The sequence below is a fragment of the Rothia sp. HMSC068F09 genome, from assembly GCF_001812775.1.
Lineage (GTDB): Bacteria > Actinomycetota > Actinomycetes > Actinomycetales > Micrococcaceae > Rothia > Rothia mucilaginosa_A.
In genome coordinates, this window is sequence record NZ_KV810416.1 from 20,368 (window position 1) to 39,202 (window position 18,835).

General features: G+C 59.8%; 15 protein-coding genes, 3 tRNA genes and 2 rRNA genes. 18 read left to right on the top strand and 2 right to left on the bottom strand.

Going from position 1 to position 18,835, the window contains the following annotated elements; genetic code table 11:
- Positions 1–46 precede the first annotated feature (46 nt).
- Positions 47–184, bottom strand: a complete 138-nt coding sequence (gene rpmH, locus HMPREF2874_RS01410) for a 50S ribosomal protein L34 (RefSeq protein ID WP_049332235.1) — start codon at positions 182–184, stop codon at positions 47–49.
- Between the two features lie 639 nt (positions 185–823).
- On the opposite strand from rpmH, the gene dnaA reads away from it, so the two are divergent.
- The 16 genes from dnaA (at position 824) to rrf (HMPREF2874_RS01490) (ending at position 16,990) form a co-directional block, all read left to right on the top strand.
- Positions 824–2,506: a chromosomal replication initiator protein DnaA gene (gene dnaA, locus HMPREF2874_RS01415; RefSeq protein WP_070648676.1), complete on the top strand. Its 1,683-nt coding sequence runs from the start codon at positions 824–826 to the stop codon at positions 2,504–2,506.
- Positions 2,507–3,311: 805 nt separating this feature from the next.
- Complete coding sequence (gene dnaN / locus HMPREF2874_RS01420; protein WP_070648678.1) at positions 3,312–4,436, top strand: DNA polymerase III subunit beta; 1,125 nt, start codon at positions 3,312–3,314, stop codon at positions 4,434–4,436.
- Between the two features lie 116 nt (positions 4,437–4,552).
- On the top strand, positions 4,553–5,821 hold the full coding sequence (gene recF / locus HMPREF2874_RS01425; RefSeq protein WP_070648680.1) for a DNA replication/repair protein RecF: 1,269 nt from the start codon (positions 4,553–4,555) through the stop codon (positions 5,819–5,821).
- The gene (locus tag HMPREF2874_RS01430; protein WP_371440538.1) at positions 5,814–6,545 is read left to right on the top strand and encodes a DciA family protein; all 732 of its coding nucleotides are present in this window, start codon (positions 5,814–5,816) and stop codon (positions 6,543–6,545) included. The genes recF and HMPREF2874_RS01430 overlap by 8 nt, the downstream gene beginning before the upstream one ends.
- A gap of 391 nt (positions 6,546–6,936) precedes the next feature.
- Positions 6,937–8,952 (top strand): DNA topoisomerase (ATP-hydrolyzing) subunit B, encoded by a 2,016-nt coding sequence (gene gyrB, locus HMPREF2874_RS01435; RefSeq protein WP_141754194.1) that lies wholly within the window; start codon positions 6,937–6,939, stop codon positions 8,950–8,952.
- A 72-nt stretch (positions 8,953–9,024) separates the two neighbouring features.
- The gene (gyrA, locus tag HMPREF2874_RS01440; RefSeq protein ID WP_070648684.1) at positions 9,025–11,658 is read left to right on the top strand and encodes a DNA gyrase subunit A; all 2,634 of its coding nucleotides are present in this window, start codon (positions 9,025–9,027) and stop codon (positions 11,656–11,658) included.
- Positions 11,658–12,248 carry a DUF3566 domain-containing protein gene (locus HMPREF2874_RS01445; RefSeq protein ID WP_049332247.1) on the top strand — a complete coding sequence of 197 codons (591 nt, stop codon included), beginning with the start codon at positions 11,658–11,660 and terminating at the stop codon, positions 12,246–12,248. Before gyrA ends, HMPREF2874_RS01445 begins: the two co-directional genes overlap by 1 nt.
- 230 nt (positions 12,249–12,478) lie before the next feature.
- Positions 12,479–12,552 (top strand) — tRNA-Ile (locus tag HMPREF2874_RS01450).
- A gap of 142 nt (positions 12,553–12,694) precedes the next feature.
- Positions 12,695–12,767 (top strand) — tRNA-Ala (locus HMPREF2874_RS01455).
- 3 nt (positions 12,768–12,770) lie between these two features.
- Positions 12,771–12,887 (top strand): 5S ribosomal RNA (gene rrf / locus HMPREF2874_RS01460).
- A 444-nt stretch (positions 12,888–13,331) separates the two neighbouring features.
- A complete protein-coding gene (locus HMPREF2874_RS01465; protein ID WP_049332248.1) occupies positions 13,332–14,558 on the top strand; it encodes an inorganic phosphate transporter in 1,227 nt (408 codons plus the stop codon).
- A 3-nt stretch (positions 14,559–14,561) separates the two neighbouring features.
- Entirely contained in the window at positions 14,562–14,867 is a 306-nt protein-coding gene (locus HMPREF2874_RS01470; protein ID WP_049332249.1) for a hypothetical protein, read from the top strand.
- 53 nt (positions 14,868–14,920) lie between these two features.
- Positions 14,921–15,367, top strand: a complete 447-nt coding sequence (locus tag HMPREF2874_RS01475) for a DUF3349 domain-containing protein (RefSeq protein ID WP_049332253.1) — start codon at positions 14,921–14,923, stop codon at positions 15,365–15,367.
- Between the two features lie 185 nt (positions 15,368–15,552).
- Complete coding sequence (locus tag HMPREF2874_RS01480; RefSeq protein ID WP_141754195.1) at positions 15,553–16,683, top strand: acetamidase; 1,131 nt, start codon at positions 15,553–15,555, stop codon at positions 16,681–16,683.
- Positions 16,684–16,797: 114 nt separating this feature from the next.
- Positions 16,798–16,870: transfer RNA gene (locus HMPREF2874_RS01485), tRNA-Ala, on the top strand.
- Positions 16,871–16,873: 3 nt separating this feature from the next.
- Positions 16,874–16,990 (top strand): 5S ribosomal RNA (gene rrf, locus HMPREF2874_RS01490).
- A gap of 199 nt (positions 16,991–17,189) precedes the next feature.
- On the opposite strand, the gene HMPREF2874_RS01495 is transcribed toward rrf (HMPREF2874_RS01490), so the two are convergent.
- Entirely contained in the window at positions 17,190–17,525 is a 336-nt protein-coding gene (locus tag HMPREF2874_RS01495; protein WP_049344510.1) for a hypothetical protein, read from the bottom strand.
- A gap of 171 nt (positions 17,526–17,696) precedes the next feature.
- Between HMPREF2874_RS01495 and HMPREF2874_RS01500 the strand changes: the two genes are divergently transcribed.
- Both HMPREF2874_RS01500 and HMPREF2874_RS01505 read left to right on the top strand, forming a co-directional pair.
- Positions 17,697–18,224, top strand: coding sequence for a peptidylprolyl isomerase (locus HMPREF2874_RS01500; RefSeq protein ID WP_049332259.1), 528 nt, complete (start codon positions 17,697–17,699; stop codon positions 18,222–18,224).
- A gap of 149 nt (positions 18,225–18,373) precedes the next feature.
- On the top strand, positions 18,374–18,835 hold a 462-nt coding region (locus tag HMPREF2874_RS01505), incomplete at its 3' end, for a rhomboid family intramembrane serine protease (protein ID WP_141754197.1).

Genomic DNA, 18,835 nt, shown 5'->3' on the forward strand with positions numbered 1-18,835 from the left:
CCCCCCGCCGATGCGTGTGCATCGGCGGGCGAACTATATGCCGTGATTAGGCCGAGAGCTTTGCGCGGCCCTTACCGCGGCGGTTCGACAGAATCGCGCGGCCTGCACGGGTACGCATACGCAGACGGAAGCCGTGCTTCTTGGCGCGACGGCGGTTGTTCGGCTGGAAAGTACGCTTGCTCATACTTTGTCTCCTTGATTTTCGCGGTTCTCGCCCTCACGGGGTGTCGGAACCGTACGCTTCTTGGTGCACGGAGGTATCGCGACTATTCGCGGTAGGCGGTGCACACACAACAGCACAACTTTAGAAGAGTGGCGGGAGTAAATCAAGTTCTTTTTGCTTTTTTCCGCGTGATTCCAGGCTCCTTATGGGGACTGGGTGCGAAGTTGAGGAAGGTTGTTGGTAACAACCGGGTGTTTATGAGAGGCCGAGGGGGAACCCTAATGGGAACACGCTACGCTCCGCTCGCATGCTCCACCATCCCCATGACATCCCTGGGGATAACGCGGGATCGCGACTATCCACCGCGGTGCACATCCTCCCCGAATAGCACATTGTGCAACACTTATCCACAGGCATGTACAAACGCACTGCCCCCTGTAATTACAGGGAAGTCGGCGAGTTCTCCACCGTTTTCCATCCTTTGTCCACCCCTGTAATTACAACTTTTCCACCGTGTGGAAAACTCTTGTGGAAAACGTCAATTGCCTGTGCATTAAGCGGGTAGAATCTTAATGACCTGCGGAAGGTTCTGGCTTTGTTGGCACTCTGTTGAGCTCCCCAACGTCTTCTGCGGCAGATTGAGCGGAGGTAAAGACCCCTATGACCGAGTCACTTCAGGCGCGATGGGCGCACCTGCTGTCTATCCTGAGCAGCGACCCGAACGTCACGGCGCGCCAGCGTGGGTTCGTGAACCTTGCGCGCCCCCAGGGTCTGATGGGATCTTCGCGCCTCATCATCGAGGTGCCCAATAAACTCACCCGCGCCGTGTTTGAGGAGCAAATTACAGCGCCTTTCCGCGCCGCACTGCACGAGGCATTCGGCCCCTCCACCACCGCACTTTTCGATGTGAACGAGGCGATGGTTCCCATTGAATGCCCAAGTCAGGACGTTAATGAGCCGGAACAGGCCGCACCCGTCGAACCCGCAATTGCCGCGGCCCACCAGGTTCCCGATGAGCCTTCTGGCTATTCCGGTGCAGCTCCCTACGCCGAGCCCGCCCGCCGTGAGGCCCCCGCTGGCTCCCGAGCTTTCGAGCACTACACTGAGCCGCATCCGGCACCGGATTCCGAGGCACACGTCCCTGCGGATGAGCAGGTGACTCGTCCCTCGCTACAGGCCCTCGAGGCAGAACGAACCGCTTTCCACACTGCGCACAGTGAGGCTCCCGTCCAGGCCCAGGCCGCGCCGGTTGTGACCCAGCACGAAGACCCGGAAAACGCTCCGACTTGGGATAGCTCTGCTCGCTTGAACCCGAATTACACCTTCGATACCTTCGTGATCGGCCAGTCCAACCGCTTTGCTCATGCAAGCGCCTTCGCCGTGGCAGAGCAGCCCGGCATCGTGTACAACCCGCTCTTCATCTACGGCGGTTCGGGTCTGGGTAAGACCCACCTGCTGCACGCGATCGGCCACTACACCAAGTACCTGTACCCGAACCTGCGCGTGCGCTACGTGAATTCGGAGGAGTTCACGAACGATTTCATCAACTCGATTCGCGACGACGAGGGTTCGTCGTTCAAGCAGATTTACCGTAACGTTGACGTGCTTTTGATCGACGATATCCAGTTCCTGGCCGGTAAAGAGGCGACGATGGAGGAGTTTTTCCATACCTTCAACGCGCTGTACAACCACCAGAAGCAGATTGTGATTACTTCGGATTTGCCTCCGAAGCAGCTGACCGGTTTTGCCGAGCGGATGCGTTCGCGCTTCGGGTCGGGTCTGAACGTGGATGTGCAGCCTCCGGAGTTGGAGACCCGCATCGCGATTCTGCGAAAGAAGGCTCAGAGCGAGATTTTGCCGGTGCGCGATGACGTTATGGAATACATTGCTTCCCATGTCACGGCCAATATTCGCGAGTTGGAGGGTGCTCTGATTCGCGCGAGTGCCGCCGCCTCGATGAAGAAGCCTCCGGAGCCCATCACCCTGGCAGAGGCTGAGACCTATTTGAAGGATTTGCTGTCGGATACGGGCGGTGCCGAGATTACCTCGGCGCTGGTGCTCTCGACGGTGGCAAAGTATTTCGATGTGTCCATCGAGGATATGCAGTCGAAGTCTCGCACCCGCACGCTCACGAACGCCCGCCAGGTGGCGATGTATCTGCTCCGTGAGCTGACCGAGATGTCTCTGCCGCGTATCGGTAATGATTTGGGCGGCCGCGACCACACGACCGTGATGCACGCGGTGCGTAAGGTGAGCGCGCAGATGGCTGAGCGGCAGACGATTTTCAATCAGGTGACCGAGCTGACGAACCTCATTCGCCAGGAACAGCGCGCCGCCGGATAGGCCCGCGGACCCACATGCATCCCCTATAAGCCGCTGACAAGGCGTTTTATAGGGGATGCCGGGGTGATTCAAGAGGGATAGGGTTATTTTTGGCCACGATTTTCGGCTGACCGAGCCCTGAAATGTGGGGTGTGGATAAGCTGTGCTTTAACTCCGGCGCTCGTGTGGACGTTAAGTGCATGAATATTCAAAAGATGTGGAAGAGAGTAAATGCATAAATATTCATACACAATGCATCCTTAGTTTGGGGAGGGTTCCTCCACTTAATGTCCACAGGCTACTTCCGCGTCATTGCTGGGCTCTGCGGGGTTTTCCACCGTTTCCACAAGCGTTAATAATACTACTGTACTTAAAGAAAAAATCCTCCCCATAACATGAAACATTTCCTCGCCCCAGGCTGTCGGGAAGTTCGATATGCATTTTGAGTTACTCGGTGCGCTCGCCCGTCGTGATTTCAGGAAACACTAGGCGATAGTAAGCGCTTTCTTTGATTCATTCTCCCCTGTTGGTTTTGGTGAGAAACCCACATTTTTGGAAGTCTGATTTCGAATCTATTTTCGATGCGTTCTAAGGATTCCTTCGTGGTTCTTTGTAATTACAAAAATGCGGGACTGATAACCTTGGCAACCGACCGTACTCACCGCGAATCCCTGTAATTACAATTCGTCTGGATTCCGGTAGGATGGATAGACGCGCGCGCACGGGCACCGCGCACTAGAGCAGGCGAAACCTTCCGGCTCTCTCGCAGTTCAGCTTTACGTGCGCCATAAACCGAATCTCTACCACCGTGAAAGGCGCCTTCTCGATGAAATTCACCGTTGAACGCGATGTCCTCGCCGAAGCAGTCGGCTGGACGGCACGCTCCCTGCCCTTGCGTCCTACCTCCCCCGTGCTCAACGGTCTGCTGATTACCGCCTCCGCCGGCGAAGTCAGCATCGCAAGCTTTGATCACGAAACCAGCGCCCGCCAGGTTATCGCCGCCGATGTTCAGGCCGAGGGCGTGTGCCTTGTTCCCGGTAAGATCCTGGCCGAAATCTGCCGTTCTCTTCCGAACGCTGAGGTCGAATTCACCGCTGATGAGTCCGTGATTCGTCTGCACTGCCGTTCCGCTAACTTCCAGCTGGCCGGCATGCCCGTGGCCGATTACCCCGAGCTGCCTGAGCTGCCCGAAATTTCCGGTACCGTCGACGGCGCCGAATTTGCTGAAGCCGTCAAGCAGGTTCAGATTGCGGTGTCCAAGGACGAGACCCTGCCCCTGCTGACCGGTATTCGAGTCGAGATCAACGGCGACACCATGACCCTGCTCGCCACCGACCGCTACCGTCTGGCTATGCGCGAAATCAAGTGGAACCCCGTCAACCCCGACGTTCAGGCGGCTGTTCTGCTAAAGGCCAAGACCGTTTCCGAGGTCGGTAGCACTCTCTCCGGCTCCGGCGAGCTCTCCATTGCGCTGCCCGCCGCCGGCGAGTTGATAGGTTTTGCCGCCGGTACCCGCCGCACCACGAGCGTTCTGATGGACGGCGATTACCCCAACATCCGTGCTCTCTTCCCCGAGCAGACCCCCATCCACGCGGTGGTTCGCACCTCCGACCTGACCGAGGCGGCTCGCCGTATCTCGCTCGTGGCTGAGCGCAACACTCCGCTGCGCTTGAAGTTCACCCAGGGTTCGGTTGCCATCGATGCGGGCCGCGGCGACGAGGCTCAGGCCTCCGAAACCCTGCAAGCTCACCTCTCCGGCGACGACATCACCGTGGCGTACAATCCCTCCTACCTGCTGGACGGTCTGAAGGTGTTCGGCACCGAGTTCGTGCGTTTCTCCTTCACCGACGCGCCCAAGCCCGCCGTGATTTCGGGTCAGGACGAGCCGCTGGCTGAGGATGACCGCAACTACCGCTACCTGCTGATGCCGGTGCGTCTGCCCTCGAACTAGTAGCTTGCCGCCCCGCGCGCCTCCCGAGGCTCTGCCCGGGGAAGGCTCGCGGGGCTGTGCTTTCCCCGTCCGCGCCTATCCCCTCCTCGACCGAACCGCACGAAAGGAGCCGTCCGGTGTACATCGACCACATCTCGCTGCTGGATTACCGCACCTACGCGCTGCTCAACCTGCCTCTATCGGCCGGGGTGACGGTTTTTCTGGGTTCGAACGGCGTGGGAAAAACAAATATCGTGGAGGCCATTGAGTACGCGGCCGCCCTCTCTTCGCACCGGGTGAGCCACGATGGTCCGCTGGTGCGCGTGGGTGCCGCTCGAGCCTACATCCGCACCCGCACTGTGCGCGGTTCGCAGCAGACCGTGACCGAGTTTGAGGTGGCTCCCGGTCAGGCGAATCGCGTGCGCATTAACCGGGCTGCCCCGGTGCGCGCTAAGGAAGCTCTGGGTATTGCTCGCACGGTGCTGTTTTCCCCCGAGGACCTGCAATTGGTGAAGGGCGATCCCGCCGGTCGTCGTCGATTTGTGGATGAGCTGGCCGTCTCACTGCGCCCCGTGGTGTCGGGGTACCGCAGCGAGTACGAGCGGATTTTGCGGCAGCGTAATTCGCTGCTCAAGTCGATGCAGCGCCGCGCTCGCGACGAGAACGCACTGAGTACCCTTGCAGTGTGGGATGACCAGCTTGCCCTGATGGGGGCACAACTGCTCTCTGCGCGCTTCCGTCTGCTGCAGCGCCTACTCCCCCAGCTGCGTCGCGCCTACGCTGGGCTGACGGACGGTTCTAAGGACGTGGGGTTCACCTACGAGTCCACCGTCTTCGCAAGCATGGGTGAGCGCTCTCTCGAACACGCGGCCCTCATGAGCATCAAGGACTTGAAGGAGGCGCTTCTGTGCGGTTTCGCCGAGCGTCGCGCCGAGGAAATTGAGCGCGGCGTGACGCTGGTGGGGCCGCACCGTGAGGACGTGACCCTGCTGCTGGGCGGCCTTCCGGTTAAGCATTTTGCCTCGCACGGTGAGAGCTGGTCGTTTGCCCTGGCCCTGAAATTGGCTTCGTGGTTTGTTCACGTGGAGGACGATTCTTCTCCGGGTGCCTCCCCCATCCTGATTCTTGACGATGTCTTCGCCGAGCTCGATTCGGCGCGTCGCCACCGCCTGGGCGCTATGGTCGCCGCGGCGGAGCAGGTGCTCATTACGTGCGCCGTACTCACGGATATTCCGGAGGAGCTGGGTGAATACCGCCTGGTGTCAGTAACTCCCGGACACGCGGAGTACGTGCCGTCGCCCGGCACTCGCGATGGGAACGCAGAAGGCAACACCGGCGAGCCCTCCGTCGAGGAAAGCGACGAAACGTTAACCGAGAATCCTATCGCCGGTGGGGATCATGAGTAACCATCCCGGAGAGGGCGCCGTCCCCCTCGTTGAATCCTTCGGTGATTCCTTGCCGGTGCCTTCCCCGGCCCCTGACGCCCGTGAGCTCGACAGCACTGTTTCACGTGAAACATCCGGCAGCGAGGTCGATAGCTTCGGCGAGTTTTACCGAGACGAGGTGGACGCCCCCGCGGCCCTGCTGACTCGTATGCGCGTGGCCGCCCAGGAACGCGGCGAGGCGCCCCTCAACGCTTTCTCGGCGCGAAAAATTATGCGCGAGTTCGGCGCCGCGATGTCCGGAACCGCCCCCAAGAAACGTCGCGAACGCGCACAGGGGTGGGATCCCCGCGTCATGGGCGGGTACAGCGGCCCCGGTGAAAGCTCCCGCGATCCCAAGCCGCTCGGGGGTATCGTGAGCGCGCTGATTCGGTCCCGAGGCTGGAAAGAGCCCGTGGCCGTCTCGAGCGTTCTGGCCCGCTGGGCTGAACTCGTTGGTCCCGAAATCGCCGCGCACACCAAACCTCTCAGCTTCGAGAACTCTATCGTTCAGGTGCAGTGCGACTCCACCGCCTGGGCCACTCAGCTGCGCCTGATGCACGGGCAACTTATCGAGCTCTTCCGTCGAGAGCTTGGCGAGGGCGTGGTGGCGCAGGTGCGAATCCTGGGTCCGAACAACGGCCGCTGGAACCAGCGCGGGTATCGTCGCGCCTCCGGAATGCGCGGGGTGCGCGATACCTACGGGTAGGAGAGTCGGCGGTGCGCGCGGAACGAATTTTTGCCTCGAAACCGGACCGCTTGAAGAAGTAAAACCTCGGAAGTGCCCGCATCCCGGCCGCATAACCGAGGCGTATCCCCCCTCACCGGGGAGGGGGTTGAGCGTCTCTCAGGGGCCATCACGGGCGTTTGAGGGGGTGGAATATGGGTGAATTGCCCAAAAAATGGCGCGCTGGATGGCTTTAATACCCCCTTGCTCGGTAAAATAAAAGGGACAATGCGTAAAGTGCGCCCACCCGGGCGCCGCCGGCACCGCGAGTCCCCGAGGGCGCTTCACGCGCCGCACCGAGGCGTTCTAGGCTACCCTCGGCAGTGTTCGCGGCTCCCTGCCGGTGCCCGGCTTACCCAAGGAGTTTCCCCTCGTGGCACCTGAACAGCCCCATGAATACGGTGCGTCCGACATCACCGTGCTGGAAGGCTTGGAGGCGGTTCGTAAACGCCCCGGCATGTACATCGGCTCGACCACCGAGCGCGGTCTGCACCACCTGGTCTACGAGGTCGTTGATAACTCCGTGGACGAGGCGCTCGCCGGTTACGCCTCCGAAATCGACGTGACCATCCAGGCTGATGGCGCGGTGCGCGTCAAGGATGACGGTCGCGGTATTCCCGTGGATGAGCACCCCACCGAGCACAAGTCCACCGTCGAGGTCGTCATGACCGTGCTGCACGCCGGCGGTAAGTTTGGCGGTGGCGGCTACTCGGTCTCCGGTGGTCTGCACGGCGTGGGTATCTCCGTGGTGAACGCCCTGTCGACCCGCGTGATTACCGAGGTGCACCGCCAGGGCTACGCGTGGCACATCTCCTTCTCCAACGGTGGCGTGCCCGACGGTCCCCTGCGTCGCGGCGAGCCCTCCGATAAGACCGGCACGATTCAGACCTTCTACCCGGATCCCGAGATTTTCGAGACTGTCGAGTTCGATTTTGAGACCCTGCGCGCTCGCTTCCAGCAGATGGCCTTCCTGAATAAGGGCCTGACCATCACCCTGACCGATGAGCGCGAGAAGTTCACCGGTGACGAGGTTGCCGAAGAGGAAAAGGAAAACACTCTCAACCGAGTGCGTGCGAACGCTGACGGTTTCACGACCGTCACTTACCGTTACGACAACGGTCTGTTTGACTACGTGCACTTCCTGAACGCCGGCGCGAAGACCATCGTGAACGAAGAGATTGTCTCCTTCGAATCCGAGGATTCCGACCGTAACATGAGCCTGGAAGTGGCCATGCAGTGGACCGGTGCGTACAAGGAATCCGTCTACTCCTACGCAAACACGATCAACACCCACGAGGGTGGCACTCATGAAGAGGGTTTCCGTGCCGCGCTGACCTCCCTGGTGAACCGTTACGCTCGCGACAACAAGCTGTTGCGCGATAAGGACGATAACCTCACCGGTGAAGACGTGCGTGAGGGCCTGACCGCGGTCATCTCGATTAAGATTTCCGAGCCGCAGTTCGAAGGCCAGACGAAGACCAAGCTGGGTAACTCGGAGGCGAAGTCCTTCACCCAGCGCGAGGTGAACGATCACCTGAGCGACTGGTTCGACCGTAACCCCGCAGTGGCCAAGGATATTGTGCGTCGCGCGATTACCGCCGCCCAGGCGCGTATCGCCGCCCGTAAGGCCCGTGAGACGACCCGCCGCAAGGGCCTGCTGGAGACCAGCTCCATGCCCGGTAAGCTCAAGGACTGCTCTTCGAAGGACCCGTCGATCTCTGAGATTTACCTGGTGGAGGGTGACTCCGCGGGTGGTTCGGCGGTTCAGGGCCGTAACCCGAACACTCAGGCCATTCTGCCGCTGCGCGGTAAGATCCTGAACGTCGAGCGCGCTCGCCTGGACCGCGCCCTGTCGAACGCCGAAATTCAGGCGATGATTACCGCCTTCGGTACCGGCATCGGCGACGACTTCAACATCGAAAAGGCCCGTTACCACAAGATCGTGCTCATGGCCGATGCTGACGTGGACGGCCAGCACATCACGACCCTGCTGCTGACCCTGCTCTTCCGCTTCATGCGCCCGCTGATCGAGGCCGGTTACGTGTACCTGGCTCAGCCGCCGCTGTACCGCATCAAGTGGTCGAACGCCCCGCACGATTACGTCTACTCCGATGCAGAGCGCGACGAGGCTCTGGCACGTGGTTTGGCGAATAACCAGCGTCTGCCCAAGGACAACGGTATTCAGCGTTACAAGGGTCTGGGCGAGATGGACTACACCGAGCTGTGGGACACCACCATGGATCCGGCGCGCCGTACCCTTCTGCAGGTGAAGATGGAGGACGCGGCTGCCGCGGATCAGATCTTCTCGGTGCTGATGGGTGAGGACGTTGAGGCTCGCCGTGAGTTTATCCAGCAGAACGCAAAGGACATCCGATTCCTCGATATCTAACCCGCACGACATATTCCTCCTGGAGAATATGCAATATGGGTTATATAACCGAGTGATTTATTGAGGGAAATAATGAGCGAAGAACAGCAGAACGAAGTGACCGGAGCTGACGTCGTCAGCGCCGGTGACACCGAGATCGTGGACCACCACGGCCACATTGAACAGGTGGACCTGCAAACCGAAATGCAGCGCTCCTACCTGGACTACGCGATGGCCGTCATCATCGGTCGTGCCCTGCCGGATGTCCGTGACGGCCTCAAGCCCGTGCACCGTCGCGTCATCTACGCAATGTACGACGGCGGTTACCGCCCGGACCGCGCCTTCAACAAGTGCGCCCGCGTGGTCGGCGACGTCATGGGTCAGTTCCACCCCCACGGCGATAGGGCCATCTACGACACCCTCGTGCGTCTGATTCAGAGCTGGATTATGCGCTACCCGCTGGCACTGGGACAGGGCAACTTCGGCTCCCCCGGTAACGACGGCGCAGCGGCTCCCCGATACACCGAGACGAAGATGGCCCCCATCGCCCTGGAGATGGTGCGCGACATCAACGAGGACACCGTCGATTTCCAGCCGAACTACGACGGTAAGTCTCTCGAACCGACCGTTCTGCCCGCGCGCATCCCGAACCTGCTGATTAACGGCTCCTCGGGTATTGCCGTGGGTATGGCGACCAACATTCCCCCGCACAACCTGCGCGAGGTGGCCGAGGGTGTGGAGTGGTTCCTGAAGAACCCGCACGCCACCAACGAAGAGCTGCTGAACGCTCTGATGGCTCGCATCAAGGGCCCGGATTTCCCGACCGGTGCGCAGATTCTGGGCACCAAGGGTATTGAGGATGCGTACCGCACCGGCCGCGGTTCGATTACCATGCGCGCCGTGGTCAACGTCGAGGAAATCCACGGACGCACCTGCCTGGTCGTCACCGAGCTGCCCTACCAGGCAAACCCGGATAACCTGGCCATCAAGATTGCCGAGCTCATCAAGGACGGCAAGGTCACCGGTATCGCCGACCTGCGCGACGAGACCTCGGGTCGTACCGGTCAGCGCCTGGTGATTGTGCTCAAGCGCGATGCTTCCCCGAAGGTTGTGCTGAACAACCTGTACAAGCACACCCAGCTGCAGGAGAACTTCTCCGCGAACATGCTGGCCATCGTGGACGGCGTGCCCCGCACCCTGTCCCTGGATGCTTTCGTGCGCCACTGGGTCAACCACCAGCTGGATGTTATCGTCCGCCGTACCCGCTACCGTCTGCGCCAGGCGGAGGAAGAGGCGCACATCCTGCGCGGCCTGCTCAAGGCTCTGGATGCCCTGGACGAGGTTATCGCCCTGATTCGCCGCTCCCCCACCGCGGACGAGGCACGCACCGCCCTGATGGAGTTCCTGCAGATTGACGAGGCTCAGGCGCAGGCCATCCTGAACATGCAGCTGCGTCGCCTGGCCGCTCTGGAGCGCCAGAAGATTCAGGACCGCCACGACGAGCTGATGCGCATGATCGCCGAGTACAACGCGATTATTGCTTCCGAGACTCGCCAGCGCGAGATTATCTCTGAGGAGCTGGGCGAGATTGTGAACCGCTACGGCGATGACCGTCGCACCCAGATCATGTACGGCTACAACGGCGACATGTCGATGGAAGACCTCATCCCCGAGGAGGAGGTCGTGGTGACGATTACTCGCGGCGGCTACATCAAGCGCACCCGCAGTGATCAGTACCGTAGCCAGCACCGCGGCGGTAAGGGCATTAAGGGCGCCTCCCTGCGCGGCGATGACGTGGTGGAGCACTTCTTCGTGACTACCACGCACAGCTGGATTCTGTTCTTCACGAACCTGGGCCGCGTGTACCGCGCGAAGGGCTACGAGTTGCAGGAAGCCGGCCGCGACGCGAAGGGCCAGCACATTGCGAACCTGCTGGAGTTCCAGGGTGGCGAGCACATCGCCCAGGTGATGGAGCTCAAGAGCTACGAGGACGCTGAGTACCTGGTGCTGGCAACCCGTGGCGGCATGGTGAAGAAGAGCCGCCTGAGCGATTACGACACGAACCGTACCGCGGGCCTGATCGCCATCAACCTGCGCGAGGGTGACGAGGTTGTTTCGGCCTTCACCGTTTCGGCTGCCGATGACATCCTGCTGGTTTCTCGTAACGGTATGTCCCTGCGCTTCCACGCGGATGACGCTTCGTTGCGCCCCATGGGTCGCTCGACTTCCGGTGTGACCGGCATGAAGTTCCGCGAGGGTGACGAGCTGATTTCTGCCAACGTGGTCACTGAGGGCTCCTATGTCTTCGTGGTGACTGAGGGTGGCTACGCGAAGCGCACGAGCGTGGATGAATATCGCGTTCAGGGTCGTAACGGTTTTGGCATTAAGGTTGCTAAGCTTGTGGAGGATCGTGGCGCCCTGGTGGGTGGCCTCATCGTGGATGAAGAGGACGAGGTCCTGGTCGTGATGTCCAGCGGCAAGGTTGTTCGTTCGAATGTGAATGAGGTTCCCGCGAAGGGACGCGATACCATGGGTGTTATCTTTGCAAAGCCCAGTGAGGGCGATTCGATTATCGGTGTAGCCCGTAACCAGGATCGTCAGCTGGACGACAGCGATGATGAAAACACTGAGAATGCCGAGGCAGCAGACGATACTTCTGCGGCTCCCGGCACGGATAACGAGGGTGAAGCGGCGGCTGCCGACCTCACCGCTACTGGAGGTAACTAATGAGCAGCACTCCCGCGAGCTCCTCTTCCGCGTCAGCGCAGCGTTCGGCAGCAGCTGGTGCGTCTAAGAAGGGAGCCCCTAAGTCTGGTGCCCGCCGCCCGGCTCAGGCACGTTCAGGTCAGGCCCGTCCCGGAGCCGCTAAGCGTCCTGCCGGCAAGCGCCCGGTGAATGCTAAGCGTCCGACGGGTTCGCGTCGCCAGCTGGTGCGCCCCGCGCCTCGTTCGAAGATTCGTCGCGCGCGCCTGGTGGTGCAGAAGGTCGATACCTGGTCGGTAGCAAAGCTGATCTTCCTGCTGTCGATTGCTCTGGGTATCGTGACCGTCGTGGCCTCGGTGATTCTGTGGCTGTTCCTGCAGGCTTCGGGTGCCTTTACCGGTGTAAACCAGCTGATTAGCTCGCTGGGTACCGGTTCGACCACCGTGGATATCTCGCAGATGATTTCGCTGGGTCAGGTGGCTCTGGTAACCACGATTTTTGCCGTGGTGAACACCGTGGTCTTCACCCTGCTGGGTATGATTGCCGCTATCCTGTACAACCTGGCTGCAAAGCTGGTGGGTGGCGTGACCCTGACCCTGAGCGACGAGTCTTAAGAGCGCTCGACTACGAGTTTGAATTGGGCGGTATCGTCTCCGTGCGGAGGCGGTGCCGCCCTTTTTGCGCTATCTTTTCTGTGTTCTGCGGGGGCTTTGGTGGTGTGTCCTATCTTGATGCTGAACCCCTTCATGCATATGTGACGCATAACATATCATTTTGATTTGGTGTTCCCTCTAAACGCCTGTATAGTTATATCTCGTTCTACGGAAGAAATTCCGCAGAGGGAGGGCGTATAGCTCAGACGGTTAGAGCGCTTCGCTGATAACGAAGAGGTCCCAAGTTCGATTCTTGGTACGCCCACTCCGCACTGTGAAAGGCAGAGATGAAGAAAGTTTTTCTGATTATCGCTCTTTCGGGTGTTGTTGTGATGGCGCTAATAAAGCGTCAGAACAATGAGGTCATCAAGGCCTGGAAATAACTAAACAGTGGTTTCCGCTGAAGCGGGGGCGTGGCGCAATTGGTAGCGCATCTGCTTTGCAAGCAGAGGGTTAGGGGTTCGAGTCCCCTCGCCTCCACTTTCCGGTGATTATAGCAAGAGGGAAACGCCTGGTTCCATTCCGAACCCAGAAGCTAAGACTCTTTGCGCCGATGGTACTGCACTTTTGTGGGTGTGGGAGAGTAGGTCGTTGCCGGTTTATTTTTGAGAAAGACCCCGTATCGAGAGATGCGGGGTCTTTGCTATATATGCTGCACCCCTTCGGCTCACTCGGTTCAGAGCTTTCGCGGTAGACTGCCGGGGAATTTGCAGTAAATGCATAACGGGGTACTCAGTGCGAGGTGAGTAATAGACGCGCATCACAAATGGAAATCTGGGAACTTCCTGAAGGTGAACACTAGATGAACTCACCCCGGCGCTCAGCGTGTGGTATATCGCCCGATGTCCATGTTTAGTGAAGAATCCACATAAAACAACTTAATGATTCTGGTGGGTGCACCCTTTTTGCCTAGTGATAGCGGGTTTCTCGGGATGATGGATGAACAACCCCACGAAACACGCACCCAATCGTGTGGGTTTGCGTGTTATTTCGTGTTAAAACCGAATACTTTCGATTTTTGGGGAAGCGACAGATAATTCTCTTGTGACTACAGAACTCATTATTCTCGTGATCGTGGTGCTGACCGCGCTCGCCTTCGACTTTACGAACGGCTTTCACGACACCGGCAACGCGATGGCTACGTCCATCGCTACCGGCGCGTTGAAGCCGAAGACAGCCGTGGCTCTCTCCGCATCCCTGAACCTGGTGGGTGCCTTCCTCTCCGTTGAGGTTGCACGCTCGGTCGGTAGCGGCATCGTGAACCTGGACCGTATCGATGTAACCTCGAACGGCCCCGCACTGATGCTGATTGTCTTTACCGGCCTGGTGGGTGGCATCCTCTGGAACGTGCTGACCTGGTTGCTGGGCCTGCCCTCTTCTTCATCGCACGCACTTTTCGGCGGCCTGATCGGTTCCGCGCTGGTGGCCATCGGCTTCGACGGTGTGCAGTGGATGGGCGTGCTCTCCAAGATCATTGTCCCCGCGGTTCTATCCCCCGTCATTGCCGCGATTGTGTCGGCAACCGGCACCTGGCTGGTGTACCGCATTGCTGCCCCTGTGGCCGATGAGCGCAAGCACAGCGGCTTCCGCAAGGGTCAGGTGGCTACCGCATCCCTGATGTCTCTGGCGCACGGTACGAACGATGCGCAGAAGACCATGGGCGTGATTTTCTTGGCTCTGGTGGCTTCGGGTTCTCTCAATAGCGACGACGCCATCCCCCTGTGGGTCAAGGCGGCCTGTGCGCTCGCTATCGCCCTGGGAACCTACCTGGGTGGTTGGCGCATCATTCGCACCCTGGGTAAGGGCATCGTTGAAGTGGATACCCCGCAGGGTGTGGCCGCCGACGGTGCCTCCGCCGCGATTATCCTGACTTCCTCGCACTTCGGCATGGCGCTGTCCACCACCCACGTGGCCTCCGGCTCGATTCTGGGTAGTGGCCTGGGCCGAAAGGGCGCCGAGGTTCGCTGGTCCGTGGCGGGTCGTATGGTGGTCGCCTGGCTGATTACCCTGCCGGCTGCCGCGATTGTGGGTGCTCTAACCTGGCTGATTGGTCACGGCTTGAATGCTCTGACCGGCACCCAGTTCATTGGCGAAATGACCGTGTTCGCTCTGCTGGTTATCTTCTGCTTCCTGATGTGGCGTCACTCCCAGAAGGACAACATTGACGCTTCGAACGTGACTGGCGACTGGGATGAAAAGGAAGGCGCTGCAGTCACCAGCGCTGAGGCATCCGCAGACCAGACTCTTGCTACTGAGAAGGCAGGTTCGTAAGCCATGGCATATCTGTTGGAGATTGTAAACAAGATTATTCCGGTGCTCATGGCCGGTCTCTTCTTTGGTGCGGGTCTTCCGGCGCTGTATGCGCTCGGCCTCCGCCTCATGGCGGGCCGTACCGAGTACACGGCGGATGGCCAGCTGGTGGAGATTGAGCCGCCGAGCACGGTGGCTAAAATTGCCGCCGGGATTGTTTTTGCTATCATCGTAGCAATCGTAATCATCGCCATTCTCTGGGTTGCTAAGGACTTTATCCACCACACGTTCGGCTGGAATATTTTCGGCGTCACCGGTGGAGGTCACTAGAACCGTGAAACACACAGTGAATATGATGATGACAGTATCGAAGGAGGGGCTCAATGCCTGATAAGGGCATCATCTCTCGAGTAATCGACTGGCTGAGCGTTGGGTATCCCAAGGACGTCCCCGTTCAGGACCGTGCAGCCGTGATGGCCATCCTGAAGATGCGTCTGACGGATGAACAGCTGCAGGAAGTGGTCCGCCAGCTTATGCAGTCCCGCGCTGCTCGCGGTGAGGCATACGTGAGTGACCAGCGAATCAACGAGTACATTCGTCGCGTGGTCGACCATACCCCGACCCCGCAGGACATCGACCGAGTAGCTAAAATTCTGGGTGCACACGGCTTCCTGATTGCAGAAAACCATGTGAACGAGGATGCCGAGCCCGCCGGTCGTACGGAGTATGTGCCGTACGAGGACCCGACGACCGGTGAGATTCGTATTGCGGAGCTGGCCGCCGAGTCGGCAAACGTTGCATCACCGCAGATCGCTGAGTCGGATGACTAAAAATTCGAGGGTTGGCTGAATAGACAACCAAGAGGCCTACCGGACGAATAATTCGTCCGGTAGGCCTCTTCTATGTCCAGGCTCTCGCTCTAAGCTCCGCCACCTTGATGCCCCATCGGTGTATTCTTACTCCGCTATCTCTCACTCTGTGCGGTCCTCGACCGTCGCTCATCCCCGGAGGCTCGATGTCTTCTTCGCAGATTCCCGAATCTCGTCAATCGGACAAATCTACCGGCGCGCGAGGCCGCTTCGCGGCCGTAGGAGACGCCGCAAAGCGGCGTGGGCGCGACCTGGTGGTTCCCCGACGTTCCCTGCTGCTGACCGGTGGCGTCATCCTGGCGGGTGGTCTTATCGCTACGGCACCGCGCATCGCCGCTACCGGCCTTCTGGGTGAGGATGCCGCCGTCACGGTTTCCGTAGAAAAGTTGCTGGCTCGCCGCGAGCGTCGTGTGCGCGAAAATATCGATACCCGTTACCTGCGCATTGAATCGCTGGAGCGCATCAACGTGGGTAAGGGGAACGAAGAGCAGAATCTGCGGCTGGTGGGGTCCCTGGCGCTCACGGAGGCCGCACAAGCGGATTTGCCGGCCGCTGCGGAAGCACTGGCTCAACTATCGGTTTATGGCTCAATACAGCGTCTGAGCGTCACCTACGGCGGCGTAGACCCGTTTAACGACCCGCAGGGGGTTGGTCAGCGCGCCAATACCCCGGTCGCTCCGCTGCGTGTGAACGATTCGGCAACCCTTGACCGGGAACAGTGGCTCAAGCTCCTCAATGCATCAGCCGCGCTGGGAACCAACGCGGACTATACCCAGGGGATCGCCATGGCGGACGAGCTACGCCTAACCGCGGTCATCGAGGAGGGCGAGTATGCCGACGTGGTTCGTCGCTTCCGCGCCCTGGGCAGTCTGGGCACCTCAGAGGAGCGCGTGAAGCAGATACAGCTCTACGCGCAGATTGCCATCTCTAAGGCGGTGAAGGTGCCCTCGGGTGCCGAGACGAAGATCGCTGTGAGCGTTGCGGAACCGGCCCGCGTGGCGGTGGCAGCCGATGCCCTGGATAGGGCGGTCACACCCGCTGAGTTGAACACCCTCGCAACTTTCGCGCTAACGTGGAACGCCCGCCAGGAATACCCAGCCGCCGGACGGGACGACGCCCTTAAGCTGGGGTTCAAGAGCCCCTCATCGAAGGACGAGCAGGCAAAAGAGAAGCTGAAGGAAGCCATTCGCCGCTACCTGCAGGAAGAGTCTGGGCCGCTGAACGCGGTGTCCAAGCGTGAGGCGAATGTGCCCGGCGAGGTCATCACGGGAGCGTAGCGCGTCGGCTTCCCTTTTGGGAGGCTTAGCGATGCTGTGATGGGTCTTACGAAAAAAATTTCCGTGAGGATTTGGTGATGTCCGAACCGCTGGTATAGACTGGTAGGGCACCACGGGGGCGTGGCGCAATTGGTAGCGCATCTGCTTTGCAAGCAGAGGGTTAGGGGTTCGAGTCCCCTCGCCTCCACTTTCCGGTGATTATAGCAAGAGGGAAACGCCTGGCTCCATTCCGAACCCAGAAGCTAAGACTCTTCGCGCCGATGGTACTGCACTTTTGTGGGTGTGGGAGAGTAGGTCGTTGCCGGTTTATTTTTGAACGAGAACCCCATGTCGAAAGACATGGGGTTCTTCGCATATCCGGGGTCCTGCTGCGGGAAAATACGGCGGCGGCTTCACACGTGACCGCGCATCCACGCTTATCCCACGCACGCAAAACGGCCGCTCTCCGGATAATTCTCCGGAGAGCGGCCGTTCAAGCTAGATACGCGCTAGAGGCGGGAGAACGTTTAGGCGTTCTTCCAGGGATCCTCAACGGGGCGAGCAGCGTTGTATGCGGCCGCGCCTGCGACACCCAGCGCCACAACCAGGCCCAGGAAAGCCAGACCCTTGCGGGGGCGCTTACCGCCGTTGCGCTCGATGCGTGCCAGCTCCTTCTCAGCGGCGCGAGCGGTCTTTGCGGTGGCCTTGCGGGCCTTCTTCAGGGCGTTCTTCTTGCCGGTCAGCTTCTCGGCGAAAAGCTCAGCGGCCTTGCCCTCAAGCGAGGACTCAGCGGCAGCCAGGGACGAGACGACAGCCTGGGCCTTGGCGGACTTACGAGCCTTACGCTTCTTGCAGCAGAACATGGGGTGACCTCCATCGGTTGGGCGTCGCGGCGGTAAGAATCGCCGAGACGCGCGTAGTGTTCACCTCTCAGGATATTCAATTCCGGCCTAAAAAGCCCGCCCGACAGTGCGCCCGGGGCGAAAAAACACGTTGTATGGCGAATGAGCGCCAGCCCGTGCCACAATAGAGCCATGACTAATGCAACTGCTAAGGCAACTATCCACACCAACTACGGTGACATCGTCGTGAACCTGTTCGGTAACCACGCACCGCTGACTGTTGAGAACTTCATCGGCCTGGCCGACGGTTCCCGCCAGTGGAAGCACCCCCGCACCGGTGAAATCATGAACACCCCCCTGTACAAGGATGTCGTGTTCCACCGCATCATCAAGGACTTCATGATTCAGGGTGGCGATCCCCTGGGCATGGGCGTTGGTGGCCCCGGCTACCAGTTCAAGGACGAGATTCACCCCGAGCTCTCCTTCTCCAAGCCTTACCTGCTGGCAATGGCTAACGCCGGCCCCGGCACCAACGGTTCCCAGTTCTTCATCACCACCGTTGAGACCCCCTGGCTGAACGGCCGCCACACCATCTTCGGTGAGGTCGCTGACGAGGCATCCAAGAAGGTTGTCGACGCTATTGAGGGCGTTGAGACCGGCTTCCAGGACCGCCCGGTCAAGGACGTCGTCATCTCCTCGATTGACGTCGAGAAGCTCTAAAACCCCTTCAGAAGGCTCGTGGAGCGTTCTGGTGTGTTGATAAAACACATATAGTTCAGGGGCCCGCCAGGATTTTTCCGGCGGGCCCCTGAACTTATATGGCCTGTACACCGTTCCGAACCATCCGGCACAAAATCTTTGGAGATTCAGTGGAGAACTTTCCCAACTACTCCGGCTACGGGCAGACCCCTACGGTCTGCGCCAACCACCCCGACCGCGTCAGCTACGCCCGGTGCGGACGATGCAACCGGGCCATCTGCGGTGAATGTCAGATGAACCAAGGAGCCGGTACGGTCTGCCCGGATTGCTACAGGGAGCTCAACGGAGGCACCGCGAAGCCGAAGCGTTCCTTTATCGCCCGTCACTGGTACCTTACGTACACGCTCATCCTGATTAACGTCGTGGCGTACGGCCTGCAACAGATTATTCCGAACAGTTGGCTGGTCAACCACGGCAGGATGTGGTGGCCCTACGTCCAGCACGGTGAATATTACCGCCTCATCAGCTACGGTTTTCTGCACTCACAAAACGACCCGATGCACCTGGTGTGGAACATGATTTACCTCTTCATCTTCGGTGTATCTCTCGAACGCATGATGGGGCGCTGGAAG

Excerpts from the sequence above, each read along its gene's own strand:
- HMPREF2874_RS01470 (WP_049332249.1), top strand. The coding sequence starts at position 14,562 with ATGGCATATCTGTTGGAGATTGTAAACAAGATTATTCCGGTGCTCATG.
- HMPREF2874_RS01500 (WP_049332259.1), top strand. The coding sequence starts at position 17,697 with ATGACTAATGCAACTGCTAAGGCAACTATCCACACCAACTACGGTGAC.
- dnaA (WP_070648676.1), top strand. The coding sequence starts at position 824 with ATGACCGAGTCACTTCAGGCGCGATGGGCGCACCTGCTGTCTATCCTG.
- HMPREF2874_RS01475 (WP_049332253.1), top strand. The coding sequence starts at position 14,921 with ATGCCTGATAAGGGCATCATCTCTCGAGTAATCGACTGGCTGAGCGTT.
- dnaN (WP_070648678.1), top strand. The coding sequence starts at position 3,312 with ATGAAATTCACCGTTGAACGCGATGTCCTCGCCGAAGCAGTCGGCTGG.
- rpmH (WP_049332235.1), bottom strand. The coding sequence starts at position 184 with ATGAGCAAGCGTACTTTCCAGCCGAACAACCGCCGTCGCGCCAAGAAG.
- HMPREF2874_RS01445 (WP_049332247.1), top strand. The coding sequence starts at position 11,658 with ATGAGCAGCACTCCCGCGAGCTCCTCTTCCGCGTCAGCGCAGCGTTCG.
- gyrA (WP_070648684.1), top strand. The coding sequence starts at position 9,025 with ATGAGCGAAGAACAGCAGAACGAAGTGACCGGAGCTGACGTCGTCAGC.
- HMPREF2874_RS01495 (WP_049344510.1), bottom strand. The coding sequence starts at position 17,525 with ATGTTCTGCTGCAAGAAGCGTAAGGCTCGTAAGTCCGCCAAGGCCCAG.
- HMPREF2874_RS01430 (WP_371440538.1), top strand. The coding sequence starts at position 5,814 with ATGAGTAACCATCCCGGAGAGGGCGCCGTCCCCCTCGTTGAATCCTTC.
- HMPREF2874_RS01480 (WP_141754195.1), top strand. The coding sequence starts at position 15,553 with ATGTCTTCTTCGCAGATTCCCGAATCTCGTCAATCGGACAAATCTACC.